Consider the following 25,193-nt stretch of genomic DNA (forward strand, 5'->3'; position numbering starts at 1 on the left):
CATGAAAAGTTTGAGCCGGAAGCGAGTTTTATCGTGGGCGGTATTCGCTGTGGCGGTCTTGCTGTTCTGTGCCCTGGCGTTACCGGCGGTGGCGGTAGAGGCGCCAGCGGGTAGCAGCACGGCAGTGACCGATCCCGGAGGGATAAAGCCGGTATCGCCGGGAGAGTTCGTGGCAAAGGTAAACACCTTCATTGCCGACCTCAACACGGCAGTATCCGGCCTTGTGCTGCCCCTGGCCACCTTCGCGATGCTGGTCAGCATAGCGGTGATAACTGTCGGGTTCCTGGTGGGGCACAGCAATTTGAAGCGGTACGGCTGGGGAGGTCTATTCCTAGCGTGCGTCGGGGTGTTCCTCTACTACGGCGTGCCGCTCATAATCGGGCTGGTCCGGGCGCTCGCCTACAGGCTGGCCGGGTAAGGGCAGGTGTTTAATGGTGCAGCAGTATGGTTTTGAGAACGCCAACCCGGACCTCCTGCTGCAAAAGATAGACTACGTGGTGCGGGAGATAGTCCGGATATCCACTTACCTGTCCCCGCAGGTGGCCTTTGCGGTCATGGTGGTGTGCGCCGTGATGCTCCTGCTCGGGGGTCTGTTTGAAGGGCTTAAGAAGCTGGCCCTGGCGGGTTTGTTGTTTTGCATCATAGGCCTTATTATCGTTTATGCGGCCCCGGTCCTGGTCGGGTTCGTGCTGGGGCTGCTTAAGAGGTAAGCTGCCGAATCTGTGAGAGAAGCTCGGGACTGAGGAGGGTGGTATATAATGAAGAAGTGCTTGGATTTCCTTACAAGAAACGCCGGCAAAATAGCCGGAGCGGTTTCGGCCGCATGGTTGGCGCTTGGCGTGAAGTGCCAGATGGCCTTGGCGGCAGTTAAGATATGGGGTTTTGATGATCAGAGTATTTCTGCCGATGATAGCGCCAAGGCCATAGCGGGCAGGCTAAAGGATTTTGCGGATGCCATCATCGGTTTTGTGGCAGTGGCCGCCGTTCTGGCAATGATCGCCGCGGGCTTTGTATACATCACTAGCGGTGGCAGTGAAAGAAGGGTGGAAACTGCGAAGAACATAGTGTTGTATTCTATCGTCGGAATAGGATTGGCGCTGTTTGCCAAGCTGATAGTGAACTTTGCTGTGTACAAGCTCAGCCCGCCGGCAACGCCATAAAACCTGTCAAAGGGACAGCCTTCCCCAACGGCTGTCTTTTTTGTTTTTTGCGTTGGATGTAATGGTTGTTAGCACGGATGTTAACAGAAGGGGAGAAGGTTCATGCGCGTAAAGTGGCGGCTGGACATTTGGAAACTAATCGTTATCGGTACGGTAGACATCCAGAATTTTCTGCCGCAACCGAGTCAAGTAGATGCGGCCGGGGAAGATGCTGTAGGAAAAGTATTCGCCCTGGTAAACATCCTGAGCGGCCTGATCGGGGTGCTGGCGTTCCTGAGCCTTATCGCTGCGGGGTACCTGTATATTGCGTCTTGCGGTGACGAAAAGAAGGTCGAAGATGCCAAAAAGCTTACAGGGGCGGCTATAGCAGCGATAATCCTGGTCGTTCTGGCCAAGATGATTACAGAATTCCTTCTGTACGCCTGGTAGATACCTTGCCAGGAAGTGTCATCCGAGGTATAATACACAGTGGGACAAGAAGTAGTTATCCGGGGCGAAGCGGAATGTTAACTCTTTGACAGTGACCCGTCTGCGATACATATCAGCGGACGGGTGACACCTAGCGTTAACAAGCCCTGGAGCAGGTGCTGATTTTTGTTTTTTGTTGCCAATTCCATTAGGCCGGTATCAGTTGTGAGCTGAGAGGCAGTACTGGACCCGGGGTGACGCGGGCGTTAACAGTTCCCTGGGGCATCTAGGTACTGCTTTTTGCTTTTTTAGTAATACAACCAGATGCGAAGGCGGGGGATTGCTGGAGTGGCCTGGATAGCAGCGTGGGTAGCTGGCGGTATGGCGGCGCAGTTCAAGGGGTGCCTGCTGGGGCTGCTGGGGGCTGTTGTGTGCGCGGTAGCGTTCCCGAGTACTGATGACCGCGAGGGGCCTACTGTTTTTTCTGCTGTCCATTATGCTGTGGCCGTGTTGGGGACGGCGTGGGCGCTGGCAGCTGTTTTCGGGGTATCCAAGGTAGTAGTGGTATCCGCTGCGGCGTACCTGGCGACGCTCTTCATCTGCGAAGAAATAGGGATTGTGCTGTGGGAAACGGGGCTGCAGCTCCCGTGGATGAAGGCGCCCCTCCGGGGGCTCGCGATAGTTACCGGGCTGGCCCTGAGGAGGCGCGTCCCCGCAAAGCTGTGGGGCCTGCTGGTCACCGTGAGCACGGTCGCTGTTGCGCTGTGGACTGTAGAGTCCGTACTGCGGTGGTACGGTCTCATACCGCCCAATTTGCTCATCAAAGGGGGCCTGTAGGTTGTGTTAAGAATACTGCGTCAGAACAGGGAGCCCGCACCCATTCTGGGTGCTGGTGGCGGCGGCTGGTTCATATTGGGGCTCCTGTGTAGCGTGGCCCTGGAGGTGCTGCTTGCCCGGAGTCCGGGGATGTTCAGCGTAAGTGGTGCCGCGGGGCGTGTGTGGGCGGCAAAGCTGCAGGAATTCAACCGGACGGTCAGCCTGCTGTGGATGGTCACCGGTCTGTGGGGGATGGCCCTTGCGGGGTGGGAGCACAGCAGGTATATCTTTGCCGGGGGCATGATGGTGTTCCTCAGCCGGTATATCGTATGGGACCGCCTTCCTGCATTTCACGCCTGGTTGGGGCGTTACGTTCCTGCTGCCGCGACGCTGCTGTATGCTGATTATAAAGCGTTCGGGCTGGTGAACCTCGTGCCGCTCTTTGCGGTAGCGGGGTATGTCGCCTACCACGTGCAGGACCGGCTGTGGAGGCTGACGGGCTGGGAAGGGCACGCCCGGAGGCAGTGGGAAAAAGAGAGGATGCTGGCGGCCACCGGCCCTGCTCAGGCGGGGTACGGACAGGTGGCGGCGCAGGCCGCCCAACATGCGGGGCTGTCCATACCGGGCGTGAGCGTGTACCCCAGAAAGCAGCCGGACCCGAAGGCGCTGGACAGGATAGTGGGGTTGGATGAGGCCAAGAAGCTGGTAATGAGGACCATGCGGGCGGCGCTGGACACGAGCGGTGTTTACGCCCAGTACGGCTTGGCGCCTCCCGGGGGGATACTGCTGTACGGCCCTCCCGGGACTGGTAAAACATCCTTCGCCAGGGCTTGCGCCGAGGCCCTGGGGTGCACGTTTTACGTGGTGAACGCTTCGGCGGTAGTGGGGTCCCTGGTCGGCCAGACGGAGAGGGCGATAAGCTACCTGTTTCAGCACGCCAGGGCGAACAGGCCGGCGGTCATCTTCTGGGACGAGATAGATGCAGTGGCGCGGAAGCGTGACAGCGCCAACCTGAACCGGCCCAGCGACCTCGTGCTCAACGTGCTGCTGTCTGAGATGGACGGGTTCCAGTCGAAGGGCGAAAAAGGGGTGCTGGTGATAGGCGCTACGAACAGGATAGACGTGCTCGACCCGGCCATTTTAAGGCCCGGGCGGTTCGACCACAAGGTGGAGGTAGGGCTGCCCGATGCCAGGGCCAGGGTTCAGCTACTCGAATTCTTCTTGAGGGGCAGGAAGACCGCGGGTATTGACGGGAGTGTCCTGGAAGAGTTAGCTGCGGCCACGGAGGGCTGGTCCCCGGCCGACCTGAAGGCGCTGGTGGACGAAGCTGCGTGGGCCGCAGTGGAAGCGGGCAAGCCCATTGACCCCAGGTTCCTCAAGCAGGTGCTGGAGAAATCCCGAACGGTTAAGGGATAATCGTTGGAATGTTTAAAAAGAGGGGGGTGAAATAAGTGCCCGCACATGCAGCAGTATTAGACGTGTTGGGGCAGCAAATCAAGCAAAGAGGTGTGGTGTTAAGCGGTGACTTGGGTCTCGAGGGGCTTTTTGTCCGGGAAGCCCTGCGGAGGCATTTTGGGCTTCAGTACCTGCCCGTAGAGGAGAATGCGACCGGGAAAATCATCTTCGGACGTGTCAACGTAGGTATTAACGATGAGGACTACCGTGGTCCAGTAACGGTGCTGCCAGACGGCACAATAATTATCTCTGCTTCTTTGGGGCGCAAAGGCGTACTCGAAGTCCTCCGGGACGACCTGGGAGTATACGTTCCGCAGCAGGCCGTTGAAGCGGTAAAGACGCCGGCCGAGCAGGTTAACGTATTAGACTACCGGAACACCTTCAATCTTGTGGGGTACCTCACGCCGGAGCAGCTGTGGGACCTTGCCGAATGCGGGTTGCTTGGGAAGTCGCTGACTGACGCGGAAATCGCAGCTTTCGGCCTGCGGGAGGCGGTGGAAAAACGGAAGGCCGACCTGGACAGCGCCGCAGTCCGGTTGAAGGCGGGCAGGGTGCCGGGGACCGGCGTAACGGTAGTGGAGGAACCCATCCCGGATGGCGAGAGGGTAGCCTTTGCCCTGGGATACGATTATTTTGTGCGTGTTAACAGCTACGCGCCGTTTAGCTTGCTCGGCTTTGAGGTCATAGCCCGGCCGGGCAAAAGGATACCGGGCCGCCTGATATCGTGGGCGAAGGGCCTGGAAAACGTGGAAAGGGCAGGGTTTTATGTTGATCCGGACGGGAGGCGCCTTTGGGTGGGTGAAGCGCCCCACCTGGGCTCGGGGGTGCGGCTAAGTCCGGAAGACGTCAGGAAAGCGGTTGCCCAGGCAATGATCGAAGAACAGAAGGTGCGTACTGTGGACGGCCTGCTTGCACGGTTCGAAAAGCCCGGAGTAAGCGAAGAAGCTAGCGGAAACGTCGTAAAAAGAGAAGCTTTGTTTCGCCTGAGGCCACCGCGCCTGGGGCTGAAACTTTAGGAAACGGTAGGGGGAGTGGGATGAAGAGGACGGGTCAGGTGCGCCAGATTTGTAGGGAAGTTGCAAAGGGAAAGCTGCCGCAGTCAGTTTTCGAGTCCGATTTTAACCATGAGAGGCAAATTAACGAATCAAGGTATTTTGTTCGTAAGGTTCTCGAGCGAGGAAGGTCTAAATGGGAGGATGGTGGCTTCCTACGAACCGCCTACATGTTTTGAAGCAAGTTATTGCAGAATTTGGTAACGTAGATAAGGTAGAATCTATCTATGGTCGTGCTAGGGATAAGGAATACACTTTCTTTGTATTTGTATTTGTAAGAGTTTCGAAGTACGATGATGAGTTAATTACAAGACTAGTCAAAAAAGAGATTGCCCTAGAAGACAAGTATCCTTCTATGCGATTTGTGTTCCATTATTTACCTGCGAAAATTGATAAAAAGGACGTGCTGTCTCCGGAGTTTAGTTGCTTGATGAGCTGTCCCAAACATTAATAGCATCGAATCAGGGGTTTAAACACTACGTTTACAGGCCGCCTGAATATTCTAAGGCGGTCTTTGTTTTTTCGGTACAGCGCTGAGCTCCTATTGGGAAATTACGGTACGCGCGTACCGTACCGGAAGACGGGATAAACGAGGTAAGAACCAAGGAGGGGGTCGTGGCTGTGGCCTACAAGACGCCTGTCCAACTCATTGAAACCGTGGATAAACCAATAGGCGGGTACCTTACTTTCAGGCAGTTCTTTTACATCCTTGGAGGAGTGGCCCTGGCGACGGTACTGAGCCGGCCCTTCTGGGGCACGCTCTCATTCGGGACGGCAGTGCTCACGGTGCTGGTGTGCCTGGCGCCTGCGTGCGCCTTGGCTTTTTACAGGGTGGGGTCCCTTGGGCTGGACGACTATCTCTGGGGTGTACTGCATTTTTCGTTGACCCCTAAGCGCTGGCCCGAGCGATAAAAAATACGGGGAGGAACGGTTTGGTGTTGCTAACCGGTATCCTGTTCGTGCTTTTACTCATCGCGGGAGCCATATTTTACATCATGAACAAGAAGGTTGCGCAGAAAGATTCCGGTGGGGGGAAGCGCGACCTGTTTGAACTGGTGTGCCCGGTAGCCGGTGTAGAGGAGATGCCGGTAGTCCGCGGGTCGGGTGAAGTGGAGCGCTGGGGTTTATTGGTTCTACCTGACGGGGCGTACCGCGTCATTCTTGCCCTGCGGGGGATAAACTTCAATCTTCTGACGGACGAAGAGAAGGCCAGTATAGCGGCTTCCCTGAGGGGCACGGCCTTTGCGCTTGGATACCCGGTCCAGTTCTTCACCACGACCCAGATGCTGGACCTGACCAGGGCCGCCCAGGAGATAGCGGAGCTCGGCCGGGACCTCACGGGGCCCCTGGCGGAATATGCCTTTATGCAGATACAGTACTTCGAGGCACTGTCCCGGACCAGGCAGGTCACGACGAGGCGCGCTTACGCCGTCCTGGGCGTGTCGGGGCACACGCGGGAGCAGGCCGAGCGCGAGCTGTACAGCCTGGTCTCGCGCTTTGCTTCGGCGGTCGAACCCGTGGGCGCAAAGGTGCGCGTCCTCACGCCCGAGGCAGTATACGACCTGCTCTTTTCGCTGCTGAACCGGGACAGGATCTTCAGGCCGTCGCTGTCCCTCGAGAAGGGCGGCCTGTCGCTGTACAAGAAGGGGGTGACGCCTGTTGCTGAGGTGGCTGAAGAGGTCACAGCGTTCTAAAGGTAAAGAAGCGGGACCTCCGGCGGTTGGAGCGGATGCCGGGAGGGGTATGGAGCACGATCCAGAGGACCTGGACCCGTTAGAGAACGTGCCGGCGCCCTTCAGGCTGGTGTCGCCGGACGGAATTGAGCTGGCGCCGCGCCACGTGCGCCTGGGGGATTACTACAAGCGCGTTTATATCATGAGGATTGTGCCGGAGTACCTGGACGTGGGGTGGCTCGATGAGCTGTGGAACGCGCCGGGTGTGGAAGTATGCGTGTACCTGGTGCCGCCGCCCCCGAGGTCGGTCACCAAGAAGCTTACCAGGAAGATGGTCGAGCTGACCTCGCAGTACAACCTTGAAGTTGTCAAGCGGGGGTCCGTTACGAACAAACCGGAACTGGAGATAGCCATTGAGGAAATAGAGGGCCTCAGGCGGATCATCCACGGCGGCGAAGACAGGATGATATACGCCTGCCTGCTGGTGAGCATCACTGCCAGGACGGAAGAGGAGCTCCGGCTTAGGTGCCAGCAGGTGGAGGACGCAGTAGCTGCCGCCGGTGCCAAGCTGGAGGTTATCGAGTTCTGGCAGGAGGAGGCGCTGCGGCACCTGATGCCGTTCGGGATGGTGCCGAAGGGCGGGCTGAAGAGGTACCAGTACCACAACCTGCTTACGGGCGGGGCGTCGACCCTCATGCCGCTGCTCACGGCCGACTTCAGCCATGCGGGAGGCATATTCTGGGGGTTCAACCGGCACACGCGCGCGCCGGTCTTCGTGGACCTGTGGCGTCCCGACCTCATGAACTCCCACATGTTCATTCTCGGCCGCAGCGGGTCCGGTAAGACGGTGACCACTATGCTTATGGCGCTCAGGCAGGCGGTCAGGGGCGTCATGGCAGTATTCCTGGACGTAGAGGGGGAGTACTTCAAGCTGGCGCGGCAGTTCGGCGGGTTCCACGTAAGGCTGGATCCCTCTGCGGAACCTGTGTTCAACCCGCTCGACATAAGGCCCGAGTGGGATGAATACGAGAAGAGGGAATACGTGGACGTGCCGGGGAAGGTGCGGGAGGTAGCGGCGCTTTTAGAAGCCGTCCTCGAGAACAGGGGCGAAAAGCTGGACGTGGAAGGGGTCACCGCGCTGGAAGAGGCGCTGAAGGCGGAGTACACGGAGAGGGGCATAACCAGGGACCCGGAGAGCCTGTACCACCCCGGAGGAGAAAAGCTGCCGGATGGTACTTTTGCCGTAGGTAAGCACTACAAGAGGATGCCCACTCTGAGCGACGTTGCCGCGCGGCTGGAAAGGATGGGGGCCGAAAGGGTGGCCTTCCTCCTCAGGCCGTTCCTGCGGACGGGCACCCTGGGGTTCTTCGACGGGGAGACGAAGGTCGACCCGCGGGACGCCCGGATACTCGTCTTCGACCTGAAGGCGGTGGAGAAGGACGCCTTCCTGAGGTTCTACGCGACGCAGGTCGTTTTCATGTGGCTGTGGGAGCACCTGGTGAAGGGGCGCAGGCAGCAGAGGAAGCTCCTAGTAGTGGATGAGGCGTGGACGTTCCTGCGGCACGCCAACTCCGCTACGTTCCTGCTCAACGGCACCAAGCGCGGCCGCAAGTACAACACGGCCATGGTCCTCACGACACAGTCCTTCAGGGACTTCAACAGCGAGGAGGGCAGGAACATACTGGCGCAGTGCCCGACGTGCTTCCTCATGCGGACGGAACCGGCGGAGGCGAAGATGGTGGGCGCGGCGCTGAACCTGTCTGAAGGCTGTATAGACTTTATCACCCGCAGGGAGTGCGGCAAGGGCGACGGCATCCTGTACGTGGAGGGCGAGGTGGCTGCCGTGCACTTTGACCTTGCCGAGTGGGAGCGGGAGTTGCTGGGGCTGCAGCCGGCGGAACCCAGCCAGTTCGGGACGTTGTAGTATCTACCAGGTGGCGCCAGGGCTCTTTAGGGAAGGAGTGGTAAGCGTGTGTGTGACCACAGGGTTTAATAGGAGGTGGGTGTGGCTGCGGAGTGTTTTAGCAAGGCTTGTACTTTTAGTTTCTGCGGTGCTGGTCTGTGTATCTTTCAGCGGCATAGCGCATGCCGCGGGCCTCGACGTGCTCGGCTTCGGCCAGGAGACGCCGTACGACTATGCGGCGCAGCTGGCTGAAAAGTTAAAGTCGTTCGGCCACCTTGCGGCGGGCTTCGTCGGAGTGGCGGCGTTCGCGGTCTTCATCGCCGCGGCGTACATGTTCATCACGGGTGGGGGCAATGAGGGCCGGGTGGAGAAGGCGAAGAAGGCCATGTTTTTTGCCCTTGTGGGCATAGGTGTGGCCCTTATGGCTGAACTGGCGGTTCAGTTCATGGTGGGCGTGCTGGCACCCGGCAGCGGGCAGGCTTCCCTGCCCCCGTACCCGCAAGAACAGCCGCAGAAGTTCGGCCAGCCTCTTCCTGCCTGGCAAGATGTGATGAGAAACGAGTTTGCCACCATTCTGGGCAGCATGTTCGGGAAGATCGCGGCCATCCCCATCCAGCTGCTGGCCTGGCTCCTCTTTACGCTTATAGGGGCGAAGTACCCCTACGTGCTCATATACAACCAGCAGGACGACCCCCGGCACAAGCTCTACTACGCGGGGCCGTTTTCGGATTCTGAGTGGGTGCTTATCGGGAAGTGGTATGTCATCTTTTCCGGCCTGGTGGGCGCCTTCATAATGCTCGCGATAGTTATATCTGCCTACCGCCTCCTGGTGACCGTGAAGGACAACCCCGGGGAGTACGCGGAGGCCAAGATGTCAATCCTCTACTGCATAGCATCCCTCTTTATGGTAATGTGCGCTCCGCTCATGTTCAAGGTGGCCGGGGATATCAACAACGGGATAGTGGAGTTCCTGTACCGGCTTGTTACTTCTGTGCCCGCAGTTGGAAAGGTTCCGGATCTAATCAGTCCCCAGGACATTATCAGCTGGAACCAGACGCTGGTGAACAACCCGATAGGGTATGCGTTCGTTGTGCTGGCCGCAGCCGGCCTGACGCTTACCATAAACGTGATTTACATTGTGAGGCACTTCGTCCTGCTGGTCTTTCTGGTGATGACGCCCGTATTTGCGGCAACGTATGCGGTCAGCCGCAGCAAAAAAGTGTTCAACCTGTGGATAGGAGAGATACTTACGAACTTGTTCATGCAGACGGTGCATGCGTTCGTGTGGACTCTCTTTATAGTATTCCATAAGTTCTGGGCGGGTCCCCCTGTCGCCCCACCTTTTCCACCTAACGCTCCACCTTTTCCATAGGTTTGCCTCTTTATAGTGTTCTACAAGTTTTGGAGGGGCACTTAATGGTTTGCCTGAAAAGTGTACTCAACAGACGGGGAGGTGAAAGGATATGTTAGATATGTTCACCCCAACGAAGTCTGATCCCATGGGCACAATGCTTTCGGCCCTGACGCTGATGACCCTGTTTTTCCCCCTGTGCAGGGCTATCAGAAATATAATGATGGGCTTTCTCCAGTGGATAGGTGTAGACGAGGAGGGTGTGGCCGGCAAAGCGGTGACGACTCTGGCCGCACTTGGGGCTTTCGCTCGCCTGGCCGGCAGCGGCTGGGACACCAACGTAAGGACGGGTACGCTGCCGGGACTAGGGAAAGGGCTTGGCGGAAGCAGTCCGGGTGTGGTGGGTGGCGGCAAAATCCCTCCTGTTGGTGGAGGCGGTGTAGTAGCAGAGGGCGGTCCGGGGGGAATACCCGGGGTAGGAGCAATAGAAGGGGCAACGGGTGAAGAAGGCCCCGGCGGTGCTCCCGTTGCCGGACCTGCGGTAAGGATGCCCGGGGCAGGAGGTGTTGGGGGGGCTGCGGGAGGGCCCTCTACTGAGGGGCCGGCCGGAACGGGAAATGTTCCCCCGGTACCTGAGCTTGCGGCTATTGGCGGTCAGGGCGGGCCACTGCGTACACCCCTGGAGCGGGACGTGATGGACGCCGACCGGACGGGCGGCATCAAGTTTGCCAGGATGTCTGCATTTTTTGCCCCGGCTGACCATTTTGCTCCCGGTGCCAGTTCCATGTACGGCGCCATGTGGGGCAACATTACAGCAGCGGGCCGGCTGGGCGTTAACATGTTCAGGAGCATATCGGAGATAAGGAAGCAGCACCGCGGTGAGGGCGGCCGGGAGCTGACGCTGGGCGAAGCTTTCAAGCTGTATACGCGCAGCCGTTCGGTAGCGGGCGCCGCGTTCAAAGTGGGAACCGTGGTGGCGGGGACGGCCCTCGGCTTCGGGCCTCCGACCGTGAGGCGGGTGCAGTTTGCGGCCGAAGCACCCGGTAGGGCATGGAATTATATTAAGGGAATGTGGAAGAGCTAATGCACTCGCAATAGCTCTAGACCAGCATGGCAGGTGGGAGCAAAAGTGGATGATATTTTTGAGCGTGCGCGGCGGCAGGCGGTGAGTGCGGTAAGAAGTTTTCTTTTGAGGAGGCTCCTGGCGTCCCTACTCTCTTACTTGGCGCCCTACCTGCTGCCAATAGCGGCGGCAGTGTTTATGGTGTTCACCCTCCTGCTGCTCGTAGCTGCTGTGTACGAGGTCATGGCCCCCATGCGCCTGCTCAGCGGTGTTGTGCCTGCGGCCACTGATGAAAAACTCGTCGAGCAATACCAGAAGCTGTGCGACGAGTATAACGTGAAGGAGACCTGGCTGGTGCCCGGTGAGGCGCAGGAAGGAAAAACTTACTATCCAGGAAAGGGCATTTCCCATATTGGCAGGCTGGCCGACCGCTATCATAACGACAGAAAGCTGGCTCTCACCTGGGGTGCCATTCATGCGCCTTCTCTGTACTGGACCTTTGCAAACGGAGCCGAAGAAATACCGGACCGGATTAAAAAAGTTGTCGCTGAAGAATTAAGACCCTATTTTTATTACAAGACATCGGAGGTAATCGTTATATCTAAAAAGACTGGCGATGTGGTGTCTCGGCAGACAGTGCATCTGTTGGTAGAGGCCTGCACTTATACCGGTCTTTACCAGTACTATTATGAGCCGGCAGAAGAAGAGACCGACGAGTTTATTATCAAGTACGAAAGGCTGCTGGATGTCAAGCAGGTGTGGGAGAACCCCTTCCAGCGGCTGGATGAGTTCTTGAAGGAACATTTTGGAGAAGGGGACAGGAGCATCGAGCTGGCGCGGACCGCCATACTTGAGGCCGGCCAGGCCTTTAGCCGTAAGGAGAAGCGCCTCGCATGGCTTATCAGTACCGGAGCGAATAGTATACTGGCTGTATCTGCGGCCATGGTGCCGCCAGAGCTGATGCCTTTCTTTAAGGAGGCGGAGAAGAAGTACGGCATACCGTGGTGGTTCCTAGCTGCCGTGGCACTCAGGGAGTCGTCCTTTGACCCGAATGCAGTCAACAAGGACACGAAATGCTTCGGGGTAATGCAGGTCAGCCCCGATAACTGGGCGCATTACGCCCCACTATTGGGGTTCGACCCGGAGAAAGACAAGTTTAACCCGCGTGCCCAGATAATGGTGGGCGCTTATCTATTGTACGAGCAGGGGCTAAAAGACGTCGACTGGAACGGGAACTGGCAGGAGCGGGCAGCCCCGGTGCTGGCGTTTTACGTGGGGGCTGGGACCGGAGAAGAGGCGGTGCAGAAAGCATATGCCATGGGGTATATCCCCGACATATATGCCTACGCTGAAAGGTTCCGTGTGTTCAGCACAGCAGTCTGGCCGGTGCCGTCGTCCAGGGAGATAACGGACACGTACCATCCTGAGGCGACGCTCTTAAGGAGGGCGCACCACGGGATAGACATAGCGGCCAGCCTGGGTGCGGATGTGGTGTCTGTATCGGCTGGTAAGGTGGAGACTACCGCCTGGGACGATACCTATGGGTACTATATTGATATTTCGGACGGGATTTACAGGTACCGGTACGCCCACCTGTCGTCCATACTGGTGAATCCGGGGCAGGATGTTTCGCCTGGCGACGTCATCGGCCTAGTGGGGTCAACGGGGAAATCCACGGGGCCGCACCTGCACTTTGAGGTGCATGATCTGGCGGTTGGGCACACTATAGACCCGCTGCTGGTGCTGGTGAAGTAGCGCATTGCCCTGGGTCGCAGGTCTTATCAGTGGCGGGTGTTTTTAAACAGCGACTATGAAACGTACCGAAAGGAGCTTAGAAATGGAGAAGAGCTTAGAAAAACAGATAGCCCGGATACGGGAGAACTTCTTTGGCGGGCGGGTTTACTTCCCCGCCGTTCTGGAGCTTCCGCTCCTCGAATCGGCTGCCGGCGAACCGCTGACCTTTATAACTTTGCTGGAGTGGCTGTCGGCGCCGTGGCCGGACTTTTGCCCGGGTGAGGAGTGGGTGGCGGATCCGCAGGGGGCCGCCCTCAGGGAGGACAGCGCCCTTTTGGGCCTGTGGCTGTCCTGGCGGGCCCGGTTTATGGGCGTTGTGCTTTCCATGAGGGACGCGGGCAAAGAGGTGCGGATAAGAAGGCTGTCGGGGGAGCGCGTCGGGAAGCACCTGGTGGAGGAGGTCCTGAGTCCGGAGGCACTGCTTGGTCAGGATGCTGACATTTTCGCGACGATGGCCGTGCTGAGAGATCCGGTGTTCGGTGATTGGGCCTGCGTTACGTGCACCCTGCATGACGCCGGGGGTTCGGCCTACGCGGCCGCGGCGGGGTGGAACGCCGGGGTTGTCGACTTTGGTGAGACGTTCGGTGAACTTTCGGAATGGGCAGAGAGGACGGCGCGGCTGGCGGGCAGGTTCATAGTGTGGGAGGATACCGCGCACCTCAAGCCCTACCCCCTGGGGGTCGAGCCTGCTACGATGATCACTTTGCCTTACGCGGAGGCTGGCTCCGGGGTGCGGCGGGACAAGAAGGGTTCCCGGGGCGTTAAGGGAGGCACGGTGGTCCCCTTTCCGGCCAGAAGGGCACCCCGGCAGTAAATGATATATTATGATATGACGAACAACAAAGGGAGACGTGGTGGAATATATGGTCCGAAGTGTTGTTAGGTGGAAGAGTTTTACGGCCCTTCTGGTGTTTTCCTGGGCTTGCGTCTTCTTGCTTGCCGGTTGCAGTTCACATGCAGAGAAGAAGGGGCCTTACGTAACAGAATTGGGACCTATAGCGACCAATGTGGCGGAGGAGAAGCGGTATGTGCGGGTCACGCTCGTTCTTGAAACCGGTAACGAGCCGCTACCGGAGACCGAGGTACCGAGGATCCGCGACGCAGTGATAAGCCTGTTACGCAGGAAGTCTGCGGTAGAGCTGGCGGATACGGCGACCTTGAAGCAGGAACTTCTGGAGGTAGTCCGCCGTGCTGTGGGCGGGCGGGTTTATGTCCAGGGTGTGTATTTCCGGGAACTTATTGTCCAGTAGGTTTTTTGCTATTTATCTGGCCGGGAACTGCAAGGTTTGAAAGCGGTAAAAAACCCCCGGATTGGAGACAAAATGAACATGTAGCGTACCAAGTACAGAAAACTCTTTCTTGAGATAGCAGAGGCGTGGGCAGTACAAACCCCGAGAAGTTTTAGTATGCAGGAGTGCTGACAGCAGTAGAGGAGAGATTTCGGTGTCAAGAAAAGCAAGAAAAGCCCTTACGACGCAGGCCGGCGTACCGGTGGAAGTCAAAAAGGCGGTAAGCGCTCTCCGGCAGAGCCTGAGGAAAGGCAGCGTTAACTTTGCGGAGCTTGCGAACCTTCCGGCGCTTGAGATGCTGGTGGGTAGTACGCTTACGTTCATTCCGCTAACGGAGTGGCTGGATTTTCCCTGGCCTGATTTCTGTCCGGCCAGCGAGTGGGAGAAGAACGCTATGGAGGCCGCCCTGAGGGAAATGAACATTCTGTACGGAATGTGGCTCGTATGGCGCGCGCACTTTGTGCGGGCGGCTGCTGCTTTGAGCCATGAAGGGAAAAAACTCAAGGTCAGACTTCCTTCGGGGCAAACGGTGGGTAAAACTCTTGTAGAGGAACTGGGCCGGACGGAGTTGCCGCCGAAGGAGAAGCTTTTCGTGACTTCGGCCCTCCAGAGGGATCCGGTGACTGGCGACTGGGCGTGCGTGACGTGTATGGTGCACGACAGGGAGGGTGCCGGATACGCGGCCGCGGTGGGGTGGAACGCCGCGGTAACAGATTTTCAGGCGACGGTCGAAGAGCTCAGGAAGTGGGCCCAGGAGTTCGTACCCTCGGTAGAGATGTATTCTGTGTGGGAAGACCCTGAAAACCTGCGGCCGTTCCCCCTTGGGGTCAGCCAGGACACGCTGATAACGCTTCCGTATATCGTCATCAGGTCGGAAGGGGCGGCCAGGCCCGCAAAACGCGGCGTGGTTATCCCGTTCCCTGGGGAGAAGGCCCGTGTGGAGAAGCGTTGATGTAACATTGTTCTCTAGACGTTTACGTCTGGTTGGGGGTGGTAGAATTTTGGAATTTCGGTTAAAATAACGATGAGATCACCGCTAGCATTCTGCGGGATATCAAAAAGCTACGAAGTCGAGATTTTTAGCGAGGGGGTCAGCGGGGTTCTTTGGGTTTTCCCAGGACAGGCCTACGTATTGCGATGATTGGAGACAGGGAAAATGGAGCTTGCAATAAAAGGGAAGGGAATGTTACAAAGCGGTGGTTCTACAAGGAAATTTTCTGGGACCAACCCCATGTAGCGCGCATGTCGCCGGAGGAACTGAAAGAATATATAGCGGCCCAAAGAGGTTGCCGGTGTGTTCATGATGATATTTTGCGCCGGTTCATCGAGCGAGGTTCGCTGACGGAAGCTGTTCAATTTTTTCCGCTGGAGGAAATAGAGCGGGGGCTCAATACATTCAAGTTTTGGGTAAACGTACCCGAGTGGCGGCTGCGGGCGTGGCGGAGGGCAGTAGAGTGGTTAAAAGATGAAAGACGTAAGACCGTCAGAACATAGAGAGTGCTATGCTTCGGAAGCGCAAAGGCGGGTTTTGTCGCGGTTATTTGAAACGCCCTTCATCCGCGATAACTTCTTTTTAACTGGAGGAACCTGCTTGGCAGTTTTTTACCTTGGACACAGAATTTCCGATGACGTAGAGCTCTTTCTTTTGCGTGAGATAAACTTGCTTGAATATACGGCGTTGTTTAGGGAAGCTGAAAAGGTGGAACGCGTAGTAGCTGAAAGTACTGGATACTGTTCTTATTTCTATGAAGGAAATGTTAAGGTGAATTTTGTTTGGGATAAATTTTCCAAAGACAGTGTTCCTTTAGAGTACGGTATTGGAAGCGGGCTAAAGGTGAAATTGGATAGTATTTCCAATATTGCCGTCAATAAACTTTGTGCCTTGGTAAGCAGGTTTATTCCACGCGATATAGTCGACTTGAGTGTGCTGTTCAAAAATAAAGTTCTCGTTCCTGAGGACTTTGAGCATATTTACGCTGCGGCTGCTCAGAGAGAAGCCTCCCTAGATGATCTGCTTTACGTTATGGGGCTTTTTGATGAAATATCAGCTGCAAACGAGAATATAGTTTCTGCGCTTAAGCCAGCACTTAAGATAGAACTTTCCGGGGAAGACGTAAAAGTTGTATTCCAAGATCTCGGAAGGCAGCTTAAGAAAATGTGCGCATGTCAGACAATGAAAAACCTCTTATCGACCCGAAACCGGCTTAACTTTAAGCTTTAGGTAGATATTTTGCGGGGCCCGGTACAAAAGGCGTACCGGGCTTTTCTTTTTGGCGGAAAGAAACAGATCCGGCTTGAGGTGCAGGTTTAACTGAAAAAAAGGGGGATGGAATTCATGAAGCAGGGAGACTGTCTGCAAGGGCAAGGTTTACCCGAAAAGATAGTAAAGCGCGACGGCAGGGTTGTCCCGTTTGACGCCATGAAGATAACTGCCGCAGTCCAGAAGGCCTTCAATGCGACGGGTACGGATGGAGATGCGTGGGAGGTAACCCGCCGTGTTATAGACCAGCTTGTTCAGGGTTCCAGCGGGGTGCCTTCAGTTGAGCAGGTGCAGGATTTGGTAGAAACGGCCCTAATGGAGCTCGGATATTACCATGCTGCGAAGGCGTACATCCTCTACCGGGAGCAGCGCAGGCGCATCCGCGAGATGAAATCCCTGGTGTCCCAGGACCTCATCGACCAATACCTGGAAGAAGCCGACTGGCGAGTCAGGGAAAACGCGAATATCGGTTATTCCCTTCAGGGCCTTAACAACTACCTAGTTGGCTCTCTGGCTGCCGAATACTGGCTGGAGCGCATTTACCCGCCGGAAGTGCGGGAGGCCCACAGGAACGGCGACTTTCATATCCATGACTTGAACCTTATGGCACCCTACTGCATGGGTTGGGACCTGGCGATGCTCCTGCAGGAAGGCTTTAACGGCGTGCCTGCCCACGCGGAGGCGAGGCCCCCGAAGCACTTGCGGTCTGCCCTGGGACAGCTTTACAACTTCCTGTACACCTGCCAGGGTGAGGCAGCGGGCGCTCAGGCTGTTTCAAACTTTGACACCCTTATGGCGCCCTACGTTCGGGCTGACAGCTTATCGTATCAGCAGGTGAGGCAGGCGGTCCAAGAGTTCATCTTCAACCTCAACGTACCTACCAGGGTTGGCTTCCAACCGCCGTTTACCAACGTGACTCTGGACGGTGGTGTTCCGGAGTTCATGAAGGCGGAGCCCGCAGTCGTGGGCGGACGGGAAATGCCGTTCACCTATGGGGACCTGGAAGAAGAAAGGGCGATGGTAGCCCGGGCCTTCTGCGAAGTGCTGCTGGAAGGTGACGCCAGTGGAAAGGGTTTTACTTTTCCGGTTCCCACGGTGAACGTCACGCCCGAGTTCTGGTCGAGACCTGAGGTGGACATCATATTCGAGGTGACTGCGAAGTACGGCTCCTTCTACTTCGGAAACTTCATCAATTCGGATCTGAGGCCCGAAGACGTGCGGAGTCTCTGCTGCCGCCTGCGGTTGGACAACCGGGAGCTCAGGAAGAGGGGTGGCGGTCTGTTCGGGGCCAACCCTCTTACAGGCTCCATCGGAGTAGTTACTCTCAACCTGCCCAGGCTAGCCTACCAGGCAGAGGACGAAGACGACTTCTTCTCCCGCCTGGCCCGGTTGGCGTCTGTAGCGGTCACGGCCCTGGAGCTGAAGCGGAAGGCTTTGGAGAAATTTGCTGACATGGGGCTTTATCCCTTTGCGGCCCGGTACCTGGCGGGCGTGAAGAAGCGCTTCGGGAAGCTTTTTGCCAACCACTTCTCGACTATAGGGGTGGTCGGCGGCAATGAGATGTGCCTCAACCTGCTGGGCGTGGGCATCGGCCATCCCGAAGGTAGGGCGTTTGCGCTCAAAGTGCTCGACTTCCTGAGGGAGTTCTGCCTCGGGGCCCAGGAGCGGACGGGGAACCTGTACAACCTCGAGGCGACCCCGGCGGAGGGCTGTTCCTACCGCCTTGCAAGGATAGACAAGATGAAGTGGCCGGATATAGTCGTGGCGAACGAACCGGCGTGGAAGAAGGGGGCGGAGCCGTACTACACGAACTCCACTCTTCTTCCCGTGGACGCCACGGATGATCCCGTGGAGTACCTGGAGCACCAGGAGGAGCTGCAGTGCGCCTACACCGGCGGCACGGTGGTCCACATCTGGCTCGGGGAGGAGAGGCCCGACCCTGGGGCCTGTGCGGAATTCGTGAAAAAAGTCTTCACGCAGTACCGCATTCCGTACCTCACGCTCACTCCGGTATATTCGGTCTGCCCTTCTCACGGGTACCGCTTCGGGAAACACGAAGTTTGCCCCGACTGCGGGGATCCCTGCGAGGTGTTCTCCCGTGTTGTGGGTTACTACCGGCCAGTGAGCAGGTGGAACGCCGGGAAGCAGGAGGAGTTCCGCGACAGGAAGATGTTCAGGTTGGGGGCGTAGGGCGTGATTATTGGGGGTTTGCTCAAAACGTCTTTTTCGGAGTACCCCGGGAAGGTGGCCGCAGTGGTGTTCACCATGGGCTGCAACTTCCGCTGCCCCTGGTGCCACAACCCGGGGCTGGTAGACCCCATGAGGTATGTTCACGAGGTTCCGGTAAGGGACGTGCTGCAGTTCCTGGAGGGCAGGCGGAAGTTTCTGGATGCGGTGGTCGTTTCCGGGGGCGAACCCACGCTGCAGGCAGACATTCTGAGCTTTCTCCGTGAACTCAAGTCTATGGGCTACGCGGTCAAGCTGGACACGAACGGCTCCAGGCCGGATGTCCTTGAGAAGCTCCTGGGGGAGGGGCTGGCGGACTGTGTAGCGGTGGACTACAAGGTGCCGTTTGGTCTTTACCGCAGGGTTCTAACTTCAGGATACACCGGCGCCGGCCCCTGCAATCCAAACCAGGTGAAGGCGAGCATTGCTGTTGCGCTGGGGCATTCTGAAAGTTACATCCGCACGACTGTAGTCCCAGACATCCATACTCCGGAGGTGCTGGGGAAGATGCGTAATGACCTGGAAAAACTGGTGCGCCCGGGTGTTACCGTTCCGGAACCGGGGTCGGGGAAGTGGCGGCTTCAAGAGTTTCGCGACACGGGAGACCTCCTCGGCCCGCGCGTGTGGGAAAGGCCGGGGTTTCTGGCGTGGTTCCGGAGGCAGTCTGGCAGCAGGAAAGCCGGCAGGGTGGCATGCGGGGTGAGAAGGTAATGAAGAACGCCGCGAAGGAGATTTCGCTCAAGCCCAGGCCTCCTGTGAAGTGGGCCGGGGGGAAGAGACAGCTGCTGGCGCAGCTCGAACCTCTCTTTCCCCAGCATTTCAACGTCTACCATGAGCCTTTCGTGGGCGGCGGCGCCGTGTTTTTCCACCTGCTTCCCCCGAAGGCCGTACTCATCGACAGCAATCCGGAGCTTATCAACTTCTACCTCGTCGTCCGGGACAGGCTGGATGAGTTCCTAAATGATGTCCGGAAGCACAGGAACGAAGCGGGTTACTACTACCGGCTGAGGGACGTTGACCCGGAGACTCTTTCCCCGGTGGAGCGGGCCTCCAGGTTCCTCTACCTTAACCGTACAGGGTACAACGGCCTCTGGCGGGTAAACCGCCAGGGCAGGTACAACGTTCCGTTTGGCAGGTACAGGAACCCGAGGATAGCGGACGAAGAAAACCTCCGTCTGGTGAGCGCCGCGCTGAAAAGAGCGGAAGTCATATTGGGGGACTTTTCGTTAGTTCTGGAGCACGCCAGGGCGGGCGATTTTGTGTACCTGGACCCGCCCTACGACCCGGTCTCGAAGACCGCGAGCTTTACGGCGTACACGGCCGGCGCGTTCGGCCCGGAGGAGCAAAAGCGGCTAGCGGAGGTGTTCAGGGCGCTCGACCGCCTGGGCTGCTTCGTGATGCTCTCCAACTCGGGCACGGAGTTCGTCCGGCGGCTGTACGAAGGCTACGATATCCGGGCCGTGCGGGCGAAGCGGGCGATTAGTTGCAAGTCGGATGGGCGGGGTTCGGTAGGGGAACTGGTCATTAGAAGTTACGCTTAAACAGATGTGGTCAACTTTCCTTGTGCCCATTGATTAGAAAAAATATGAAAAACTCGTTTAGGTCGGCAGGTATTGACTGTCTGGCATCGAATTTTTAAGCGGTAACGTTATCTATTTTGGCAGAGACGATAGACAAATTTGAGAAAACCAGGGAAGACCTCAGATAGAAATAGAAATATACGTTTAGCTGGTATACATAGAAAAGATTGCCGAAAGCCTTATTGGATAGGGTTTTCCCGTCTTGTTACCATGAAGTTGTGAAGAAGGAAGGGATTTTAGTGCAGAGAGGATCGGTGTTGGGGATAAGTTTTACTGTTACAACAAGAGAGAGAAAAAGCCCTTTTGTTCGCCTATTTACCAAGACACCGGCTGGTGTCATTTGCCCGCATTTTTATGAGCTAATTCTTTCAAATGGATGTCCGTACGATTGCGCATACTGCTACTTGCGACTTACTTTTCGCGGGAAAAAGGATCCAGTACTTTATACCAACCGATGGGAGAAAGTTGAGGATGAAATAAGGATGGCGGGACCAGGAGTTTTTTCGACCGGAGAACTAGCCGATAGCCTTGCTGTTTTGCCCCCTTTGTTGCCACGGGCTATAGAGTATTTTAGAACTCAGAAAGACAAGTATTTGCTTTTGACTACAAAGAGCTGTAATACAAAACTGTTTGAGGAGCTTTCTCCGACTCGACAGGTGATAATTAGCTTTTCAATAAATGCTCCTGAAGTGGCCTCAAAGTATGAACGTTTAGCTCCATCACCCTTTGACAGGCTGAACGCTGCAACTAGATTATTAGAACTTGGTTGGAGGGTTCGGGTCCGAATAGATCCGGTAATTATTGAAGGTGTTCAGCATGATAATATTTCTATATACCGCAAAATATGCAAGATAGTCGGACAACTCGGTGTTGAACGCGTGACAGTGGGAACGTTACGACAGTATCCTGGGTTGCATCGCTTTGCACCGAGTGCGCCAAGGGGTGGCCTTGTTAAGGCACCTGACGGGCGCATGAGGTATTCTTTATCCGTGCGAGTGAGAACTTACAATATGATAGCTGAGTGGCTCGGATTTGAACCGGCTTTATGTAAAGAAACATATGAGGTTTGGGAGATGCTAACTTGGAGATACCGGGGTTGCAATTGTACAGTCTAATCTGCGAAGGAAATAAATGTTCCCTCGGGGAAACCTCTATTTTTGCCGGGTGGCCTTTCTACACTTATCTTAGGCGGTTGACTGCCAGCTAGAATTGTCAAGGCGGGCCGTACATGGCGCTGGAGATATGGAGTTTCACAAATAACGAAATGCTCTATCTGCTCAATTGAGAGTTTTTGTCCCCGAAATTTGCGCTCAAGTAGAAATGCCAAGTTATTACGATGGATATCGTCTGGATCAAAGATGGAGAGCTGGCCGGCATGGTGTTTGGAAGTTTCAAAAGCTGAAAATCGAAAATAGCCTGTCTCATCTACTTTCCACATAGCATTTTTCATCTCTTTTAGGCCCTCAATCCTGTTTGTGGAGAAGATTAAGAAATATTTTGTTCGGTTGTTTTTGTCTTTTATCTCGAAAGAACGCACGTACCGATGTCCGGTAGCCTTTTGTAGCTGGGACACGTAAAGGTTTGTTAAGAATTGTTTTCGCTCTTGGGGACATGTTAGTGAAAGGACTTTTTTCCATTCGTCGGTACCAAACAGGAGGGTGGTTTTATTTTCATGTGTTTCACACCATCTATTGACAGCGTCATACATAAAATTAAACAATACTTCACAGCTGGGATAGCGTAAAATCTTGGCTATTAACTGGAGTGGAACACCAGATAGTCCGAACGGGTCTACAAAAACGAAAGATGGCGCTAGTGTTTGTTGCTGTTTTTCCAGCTCGGAAAGTACAGTTTCCATTACTTCTTCGAACGAAGATGGGATTACACTATAGTGGATTCCACTGGATTTCAGAGATGAGGAAGGAAATCTTTCTTCACACAACTTCTGTAAAAACGTAGCTCTTTCTGTGTCACTTTCAATAAATAACATTCTGATTTCAGCTCTGAATTTATGACGAAGTACGTGTTCCGAAACAATCCTTAAAGCGATTAAAGGAGATCCTTCTTCGCCAGTACTGTACAATCCTGGACCGGCAAATCCGTCAATGTAAACAATCCGTTTAAATTTTTGCCCCAATATAGGGAACCACGCCTTTAGATACTCCCTAAGAACAGTGTGTTTTGCTTTAGAGTGCTCCTCTAATGGCCATATGAGGGTATCCATTTAACTCCCTCCAAAGAAAATGCTCGTCATAACTTATATTCTACTTATTTCTGCAATTTCCTTCCAAACCTAGCAGTAACTTCTGTTATATGCTCGTGCAGGAGTTTTTAGGATGTTGGACTGGCGGGGTTACTTCGTGATACCTTCGAATTCGGATAGAAGGTTCATCCTGCATCTGTGCGAGAGCTACGATATCCGGACCGTGCGGGCGAAGCGGCCGATCAACTGCAGGGCTGATGGACGGGGCCCGGTGGCGGAGCTGGTCATCCGGAATTATTCATGATATGCTTCAGGCGGGTGGCAAGGTTGAAAAAGGGGGAGCGTTTGATGTCGCAGTGGCTCCAGTGCTATCTCCAGCTGGCGCCGTGGCTGACTTTTGCGATATTTGTTCTGGGACTGCTTCCGGGATACTTCTGGTGGCTCATTACCGGAAGCCTCGGGGCGGCGCGGGCCGTGCTGCTGGCGTCTTTGAAGGCCAGCTTTGTGGTTGGTGTTCTTAATTGGGCGGTGGCAGCTTTTCTGTTGCCGTTCTGGGCGTTTTCTGGTGTAAAGATTCAGTCTTCCAGCAAGGAGTGCTGGGCTTTCGCGGTTTTAGGTGCGTGGCTGCTGGGCTGCGTGGCAGTGCTCGGCATCGTGCTCGCGACGGGTGACGCGCTGCTTTCTGCTCGGGTCGGGACCGCAGTGTTTTTTGCTGGAATACCTGCTGGCCGGGCTCTTCAGAAGGTCGTCCAGAGGCATCTGGAGAGGGATGCTAGCAGCGGGCAAGACAAGAAATAGTTAGGTCGGCGGGACGGCGTGAAGGCAACAGAGGAGTTTTTATTTTTAATTTTTGCAGGACGAAAATGGTTTTCGGTGCCCGAGGACGGCTCTAAAAGAGGACAAATCGCTTGTGGTGATTTTTTTTGGAATACCGCAGGGGGGAGACCGCATGCAGTACAGGAATTTTAAGGAATTTCTTTATAAAAATCCGCCCCCGAAAACCTACCCCCTTGTGGGGTGGGATGAAGGGGCACATTTGAGCGTTAAAATTAAACATATCAACGAAACTTCTGTTTTTGTAGTAGAACAAGGTTACGGAAAGAAAAATCAGCCATTGCGTATACAACATCAACTACCATATTGTTTTTTGTCCCAAGTACCGGCACGAAGTAATTAAGGATGGTGTCGCTAAAGCAATTAAAGACGTTGTTCAAGGAATATGTGCAACTTATGGTTATGATCTAATCCAAGTGGCCCCAGCGGAGATCGTCAAGCGGCTCAAGAGCATTACGGCTAATAGGATATTCGCCGCCTTTCCCGATATGAAAAAGAAGCATTTTTGGGGCAGTGGTCTCTGGAGCAGGGGCTATTATATCGGCACGGGCGGCAATGTCGCTGCCGAAACCATCCGCAGGTACATTGAAACCCAGAAGTCTTTGGGGAAGGAGGTGAAAGAGAAATGAGCCGGCTAAAGAACAGCGTGCTGGCGAAACGGGGCGTGACCGGGGCTGAAGGCGATGTCCTGGTAGAAAAGATTCCCCTCCGGTTAAGGCCTGAGGAAGAGGCGCTCGCCAGGGACATCCAGAGGGAATCCGCCAGGGTGTGGAACACTGTAATGACCATCCACCGCCTCTTCTGGTTTAAGTACGGCATATGGATAGACGAGGCCATGATGAAGGACTTCGTCAAGGGAAGATTTGAAGTCCATTCTCAGGATGTGCAGGCCATCGTCGAGACCTACTACGAGTGCTGGGAAAGGACGAAGAAGCTCCACGAAGAAGGGCACACGGAGTGGCGCTATCCCTGGCGGCTGAAGCGGTTCTTCACCTCCACCTGGAAGGTGACCGGCATCACCGTAGAAGGGGGATACTTAAGGCTGTCCAACGGCTGGAAGAGACCGCCGCTCAGGATAAAACTGCCGTCAAGACTGAAGGGGTTAGAAATCAAGCAGGTCCAGCTGGTGTGGCACCGCAACGGGTACTGGCTGCACGTAGCGGTGGTGAAGCCCGCCCTGGAGAGAGTACAGGGGGACACCGTGGCAGCAGCGGACCCGGGAGAGGTGCATGCGTTGACCCTGACCGATGGTAAAGAGGCCCTGGTCATCAGTGGGAGGCACCTCCGGTCCCTGCACCGCCTGCGGAACAAGACCCTGAGGAAGTTCCAGAAGGCGCTTTCGCGCTGCAAGAAAGGGTCCAACCGCTGGAGGAAGCTCCTTGAGGCCAAGTACCGGTTCCTGAACTGGGTGGAGGCCCAGATATTGCATGTTGAGCATGCGATCACGAAGCTGGCGGTAGAGTGGTGCGTCCAGCGCGGGGTGAAGAAGGTGTACTATGGTGATCCTCAGGGGGTGAGGGAGCAGGACTGTGGGCGCTACCACAACCAGCGGATGGGCCAGTGGAGCTTCGGGCGGCTGCGTGACCTTCTGGAATACAAGCTGAAGCGGCACAGCATTACTCTGGAGAAGATCGGAGAAGGCGGCACATCCGGGACATGTCCGAAGTGCGGGCACTATACCCGGCAGAGCGGGCGCATATTCCGGTGCGGGAACTGCGGCTTCAGCGGGGTTCACCGGGATGTGGTAGGCGCTTCGGGTATTCTGGACGTAGCGGTGAACGGCCACTTTACTAAAGACCGTGATTTGCCAGGGAAGGTAGTATACTTGCGGCCGCGTGTGCTGGCACCGGTGGGCCAAAAGCACAGGGGGCCCGCAGCAGCCTGAAGCTGGAAACGTATCTACGCTGAGTAGTAGACGCCCATGGACCGGGCCGTCCGGCGCCTGGGGTCTACCTGGGCGCCTGGATGTAGCGCACTGAGGGGGAGTAAGACCTGTCGTCAGGCAGGCATCTCCCGGTGAGGTGCTGAGGACCGCAGGGTTGAGCCGGGCTTATTAAAGAAGCCGCCGGGCTCGCCCCGGCGGAGGTTCACGACCATTTATTTGTGGGTGTAATATTGGGGCTGTT

Annotated in this window: 27 protein-coding genes; 26 read left to right on the forward strand and 1 reads right to left on the reverse strand. The window is 56.0% G+C overall.

The features are described 5' to 3' along the window. Positions 1–49: 49 nt before the first annotated feature. The 23 genes from B9A14_RS07405 to B9A14_RS07520 all read left to right on the forward strand — a co-directional run bounded on the left by B9A14_RS07405 (position 50) and on the right by B9A14_RS07520 (position 21,145). Positions 50–418, forward strand: a complete 369-nt coding sequence (locus B9A14_RS07405; RefSeq protein WP_157109832.1) for a hypothetical protein — start codon at positions 50–52, stop codon at positions 416–418. A gap of 16 nt (positions 419–434) precedes the next feature. Continuing rightward, on the forward strand, positions 435–710 hold the full coding sequence (locus B9A14_RS07410) for a hypothetical protein (RefSeq protein ID WP_084665080.1): 276 nt from the start codon (positions 435–437) through the stop codon (positions 708–710). Between the two features lie 48 nt (positions 711–758). Next, positions 759–1,160: a pilin gene (locus B9A14_RS07415; RefSeq protein ID WP_084665081.1), complete on the forward strand. Its 402-nt coding sequence runs from the start codon at positions 759–761 to the stop codon at positions 1,158–1,160. A 102-nt stretch (positions 1,161–1,262) separates the two neighbouring features. Continuing rightward, entirely contained in the window at positions 1,263–1,589 is a 327-nt protein-coding gene (locus B9A14_RS07420) for a hypothetical protein (protein WP_084665082.1), read from the forward strand. Between the two features lie 327 nt (positions 1,590–1,916). Next, on the forward strand, positions 1,917–2,405 hold the full coding sequence (locus tag B9A14_RS07425) for a hypothetical protein (RefSeq protein ID WP_084665083.1): 489 nt from the start codon (positions 1,917–1,919) through the stop codon (positions 2,403–2,405). A gap of 3 nt (positions 2,406–2,408) precedes the next feature. Continuing rightward, on the forward strand, positions 2,409–3,800 hold the full coding sequence (locus B9A14_RS07430; RefSeq protein WP_084665084.1) for an ATP-binding protein: 1,392 nt from the start codon (positions 2,409–2,411) through the stop codon (positions 3,798–3,800). A 35-nt stretch (positions 3,801–3,835) separates the two neighbouring features. After that, entirely contained in the window at positions 3,836–4,855 is a 1,020-nt protein-coding gene (locus B9A14_RS07435) for a hypothetical protein (protein WP_084665085.1), read from the forward strand. 172 nt (positions 4,856–5,027) lie between these two features. After that, positions 5,028–5,342, forward strand: a complete 315-nt coding sequence (locus tag B9A14_RS07445) for a hypothetical protein (protein WP_172839076.1) — start codon at positions 5,028–5,030, stop codon at positions 5,340–5,342. A gap of 170 nt (positions 5,343–5,512) precedes the next feature. After that, the gene (locus B9A14_RS07450) at positions 5,513–5,803 is read left to right on the forward strand and encodes a PrgI family protein (RefSeq protein ID WP_172839077.1); all 291 of its coding nucleotides are present in this window, start codon (positions 5,513–5,515) and stop codon (positions 5,801–5,803) included. A gap of 20 nt (positions 5,804–5,823) precedes the next feature. Beyond that, positions 5,824–6,585 carry a hypothetical protein gene (locus tag B9A14_RS07455; RefSeq protein WP_157109834.1) on the forward strand — a complete coding sequence of 254 codons (762 nt, stop codon included), beginning with the start codon at positions 5,824–5,826 and terminating at the stop codon, positions 6,583–6,585. Positions 6,586–6,634: 49 nt separating this feature from the next. Next, on the forward strand, positions 6,635–8,488 hold the full coding sequence (locus tag B9A14_RS07460) for a VirB4 family type IV secretion system protein (RefSeq protein WP_157109835.1): 1,854 nt from the start codon (positions 6,635–6,637) through the stop codon (positions 8,486–8,488). 52 nt (positions 8,489–8,540) lie between these two features. After that, complete coding sequence (locus B9A14_RS07465; protein WP_157109836.1) at positions 8,541–9,839, forward strand: pilin; 1,299 nt, start codon at positions 8,541–8,543, stop codon at positions 9,837–9,839. Positions 9,840–9,930: 91 nt separating this feature from the next. Then, the gene (locus B9A14_RS07470) at positions 9,931–10,902 is read left to right on the forward strand and encodes a hypothetical protein (protein ID WP_084665092.1); all 972 of its coding nucleotides are present in this window, start codon (positions 9,931–9,933) and stop codon (positions 10,900–10,902) included. Between the two features lie 45 nt (positions 10,903–10,947). Beyond that, a complete protein-coding gene (locus B9A14_RS17960) occupies positions 10,948–12,636 on the forward strand; it encodes a M23 family metallopeptidase (RefSeq protein ID WP_084665093.1) in 1,689 nt (562 codons plus the stop codon). 55 nt (positions 12,637–12,691) lie between these two features. Then, positions 12,692–13,489, forward strand: coding sequence for a hypothetical protein (locus B9A14_RS07480; RefSeq protein ID WP_157109837.1), 798 nt, complete (start codon positions 12,692–12,694; stop codon positions 13,487–13,489). Between the two features lie 94 nt (positions 13,490–13,583). Then, positions 13,584–13,925 (forward strand): flagellar basal body-associated FliL family protein, encoded by a 342-nt coding sequence (locus tag B9A14_RS07485; RefSeq protein WP_172839078.1) that lies wholly within the window; start codon positions 13,584–13,586, stop codon positions 13,923–13,925. A gap of 193 nt (positions 13,926–14,118) precedes the next feature. Beyond that, positions 14,119–14,916, forward strand: a complete 798-nt coding sequence (locus tag B9A14_RS07490) for a hypothetical protein (protein ID WP_084665096.1) — start codon at positions 14,119–14,121, stop codon at positions 14,914–14,916. Between the two features lie 152 nt (positions 14,917–15,068). Next, entirely contained in the window at positions 15,069–15,458 is a 390-nt protein-coding gene (locus B9A14_RS07495; protein ID WP_084665097.1) for a hypothetical protein, read from the forward strand. After that, positions 15,430–16,185 (forward strand): nucleotidyl transferase AbiEii/AbiGii toxin family protein, encoded by a 756-nt coding sequence (locus tag B9A14_RS07500; RefSeq protein ID WP_084665098.1) that lies wholly within the window; start codon positions 15,430–15,432, stop codon positions 16,183–16,185. Before B9A14_RS07495 ends, B9A14_RS07500 begins: the two co-directional genes overlap by 29 nt. A gap of 114 nt (positions 16,186–16,299) precedes the next feature. Next, complete coding sequence (locus B9A14_RS07505) at positions 16,300–18,414, forward strand: ribonucleoside triphosphate reductase (protein WP_084665099.1); 2,115 nt, start codon at positions 16,300–16,302, stop codon at positions 18,412–18,414. 3 nt (positions 18,415–18,417) lie between these two features. After that, positions 18,418–19,161, forward strand: coding sequence for an anaerobic ribonucleoside-triphosphate reductase activating protein (locus tag B9A14_RS07510; RefSeq protein WP_084665100.1), 744 nt, complete (start codon positions 18,418–18,420; stop codon positions 19,159–19,161). After that, the gene (locus tag B9A14_RS07515; protein WP_231967964.1) at positions 19,143–19,991 is read left to right on the forward strand and encodes a DNA adenine methylase; all 849 of its coding nucleotides are present in this window, start codon (positions 19,143–19,145) and stop codon (positions 19,989–19,991) included. Before B9A14_RS07510 ends, B9A14_RS07515 begins: the two co-directional genes overlap by 19 nt. A gap of 257 nt (positions 19,992–20,248) precedes the next feature. Further along, positions 20,249–21,145: an SPL family radical SAM protein gene (locus B9A14_RS07520; protein ID WP_172839079.1), complete on the forward strand. Its 897-nt coding sequence runs from the start codon at positions 20,249–20,251 to the stop codon at positions 21,143–21,145. Here the strand turns inward: B9A14_RS07520 and B9A14_RS07525 are convergent. Next, on the reverse strand, positions 21,142–22,254 hold the full coding sequence (locus B9A14_RS07525) for a three-Cys-motif partner protein TcmP (RefSeq protein ID WP_084665103.1): 1,113 nt from the start codon (positions 22,252–22,254) through the stop codon (positions 21,142–21,144). The genes B9A14_RS07520 and B9A14_RS07525 overlap by 4 nt on opposite strands. Positions 22,255–22,560: 306 nt before the next feature. On the opposite strand from B9A14_RS07525, the gene B9A14_RS07530 reads away from it, so the two are divergent. The 3 genes from B9A14_RS07530 to B9A14_RS07545 all read left to right on the forward strand — a co-directional run bounded on the left by B9A14_RS07530 (position 22,561) and on the right by B9A14_RS07545 (position 24,952). Continuing rightward, positions 22,561–23,031, forward strand: a complete 471-nt coding sequence (locus tag B9A14_RS07530; RefSeq protein ID WP_157109839.1) for a hypothetical protein — start codon at positions 22,561–22,563, stop codon at positions 23,029–23,031. A 308-nt stretch (positions 23,032–23,339) separates the two neighbouring features. Further along, entirely contained in the window at positions 23,340–23,696 is a 357-nt protein-coding gene (gene tnpA, locus B9A14_RS07540; RefSeq protein WP_084665106.1) for an IS200/IS605 family transposase, read from the forward strand. Next, on the forward strand, positions 23,693–24,952 hold the full coding sequence (locus B9A14_RS07545) for an RNA-guided endonuclease InsQ/TnpB family protein (RefSeq protein WP_084665107.1): 1,260 nt from the start codon (positions 23,693–23,695) through the stop codon (positions 24,950–24,952). The genes tnpA and B9A14_RS07545 overlap by 4 nt, the downstream gene beginning before the upstream one ends. The last annotated feature ends 241 nt before the right edge of the window (positions 24,953–25,193 follow it).

The organism is Thermanaeromonas toyohensis ToBE (assembly GCF_900176005.1).
Classification (GTDB): domain Bacteria; phylum Bacillota; class DSM-521; order Neomoorellales; family Neomoorellaceae; genus Thermanaeromonas; species Thermanaeromonas toyohensis.

What these genes read in the sequence shown, in the direction of transcription:
- B9A14_RS07470 (WP_084665092.1), top strand. Translation starts at nt 9,931, where the DNA reads ATGTTAGATATGTTCACCCCAACGAAGTCTGATCCCATGGGCACAATG.
- B9A14_RS07460 (WP_157109835.1), top strand. Translation starts at nt 6,635, where the DNA reads ATGGAGCACGATCCAGAGGACCTGGACCCGTTAGAGAACGTGCCGGCG.
- B9A14_RS07525 (WP_084665103.1), bottom strand. Translation starts at nt 22,254, where the DNA reads ATGGATACCCTCATATGGCCATTAGAGGAGCACTCTAAAGCAAAACAC.
- B9A14_RS07515 (WP_231967964.1), top strand. Translation starts at nt 19,143, where the DNA reads ATGCGGGGTGAGAAGGTAATGAAGAACGCCGCGAAGGAGATTTCGCTC.
- B9A14_RS07500 (WP_084665098.1), top strand. Translation starts at nt 15,430, where the DNA reads ATGAAAGACGTAAGACCGTCAGAACATAGAGAGTGCTATGCTTCGGAA.
- B9A14_RS07420 (WP_084665082.1), top strand. Translation starts at nt 1,263, where the DNA reads ATGCGCGTAAAGTGGCGGCTGGACATTTGGAAACTAATCGTTATCGGT.
- B9A14_RS07445 (WP_172839076.1), top strand. Translation starts at nt 5,028, where the DNA reads ATGGGAGGATGGTGGCTTCCTACGAACCGCCTACATGTTTTGAAGCAA.
- B9A14_RS07480 (WP_157109837.1), top strand. Translation starts at nt 12,692, where the DNA reads ATGAAACGTACCGAAAGGAGCTTAGAAATGGAGAAGAGCTTAGAAAAA.
- B9A14_RS07505 (WP_084665099.1), top strand. Translation starts at nt 16,300, where the DNA reads ATGAAGCAGGGAGACTGTCTGCAAGGGCAAGGTTTACCCGAAAAGATA.
- B9A14_RS07415 (WP_084665081.1), top strand. Translation starts at nt 759, where the DNA reads ATGAAGAAGTGCTTGGATTTCCTTACAAGAAACGCCGGCAAAATAGCC.
- B9A14_RS07545 (WP_084665107.1), top strand. Translation starts at nt 23,693, where the DNA reads ATGAGCCGGCTAAAGAACAGCGTGCTGGCGAAACGGGGCGTGACCGGG.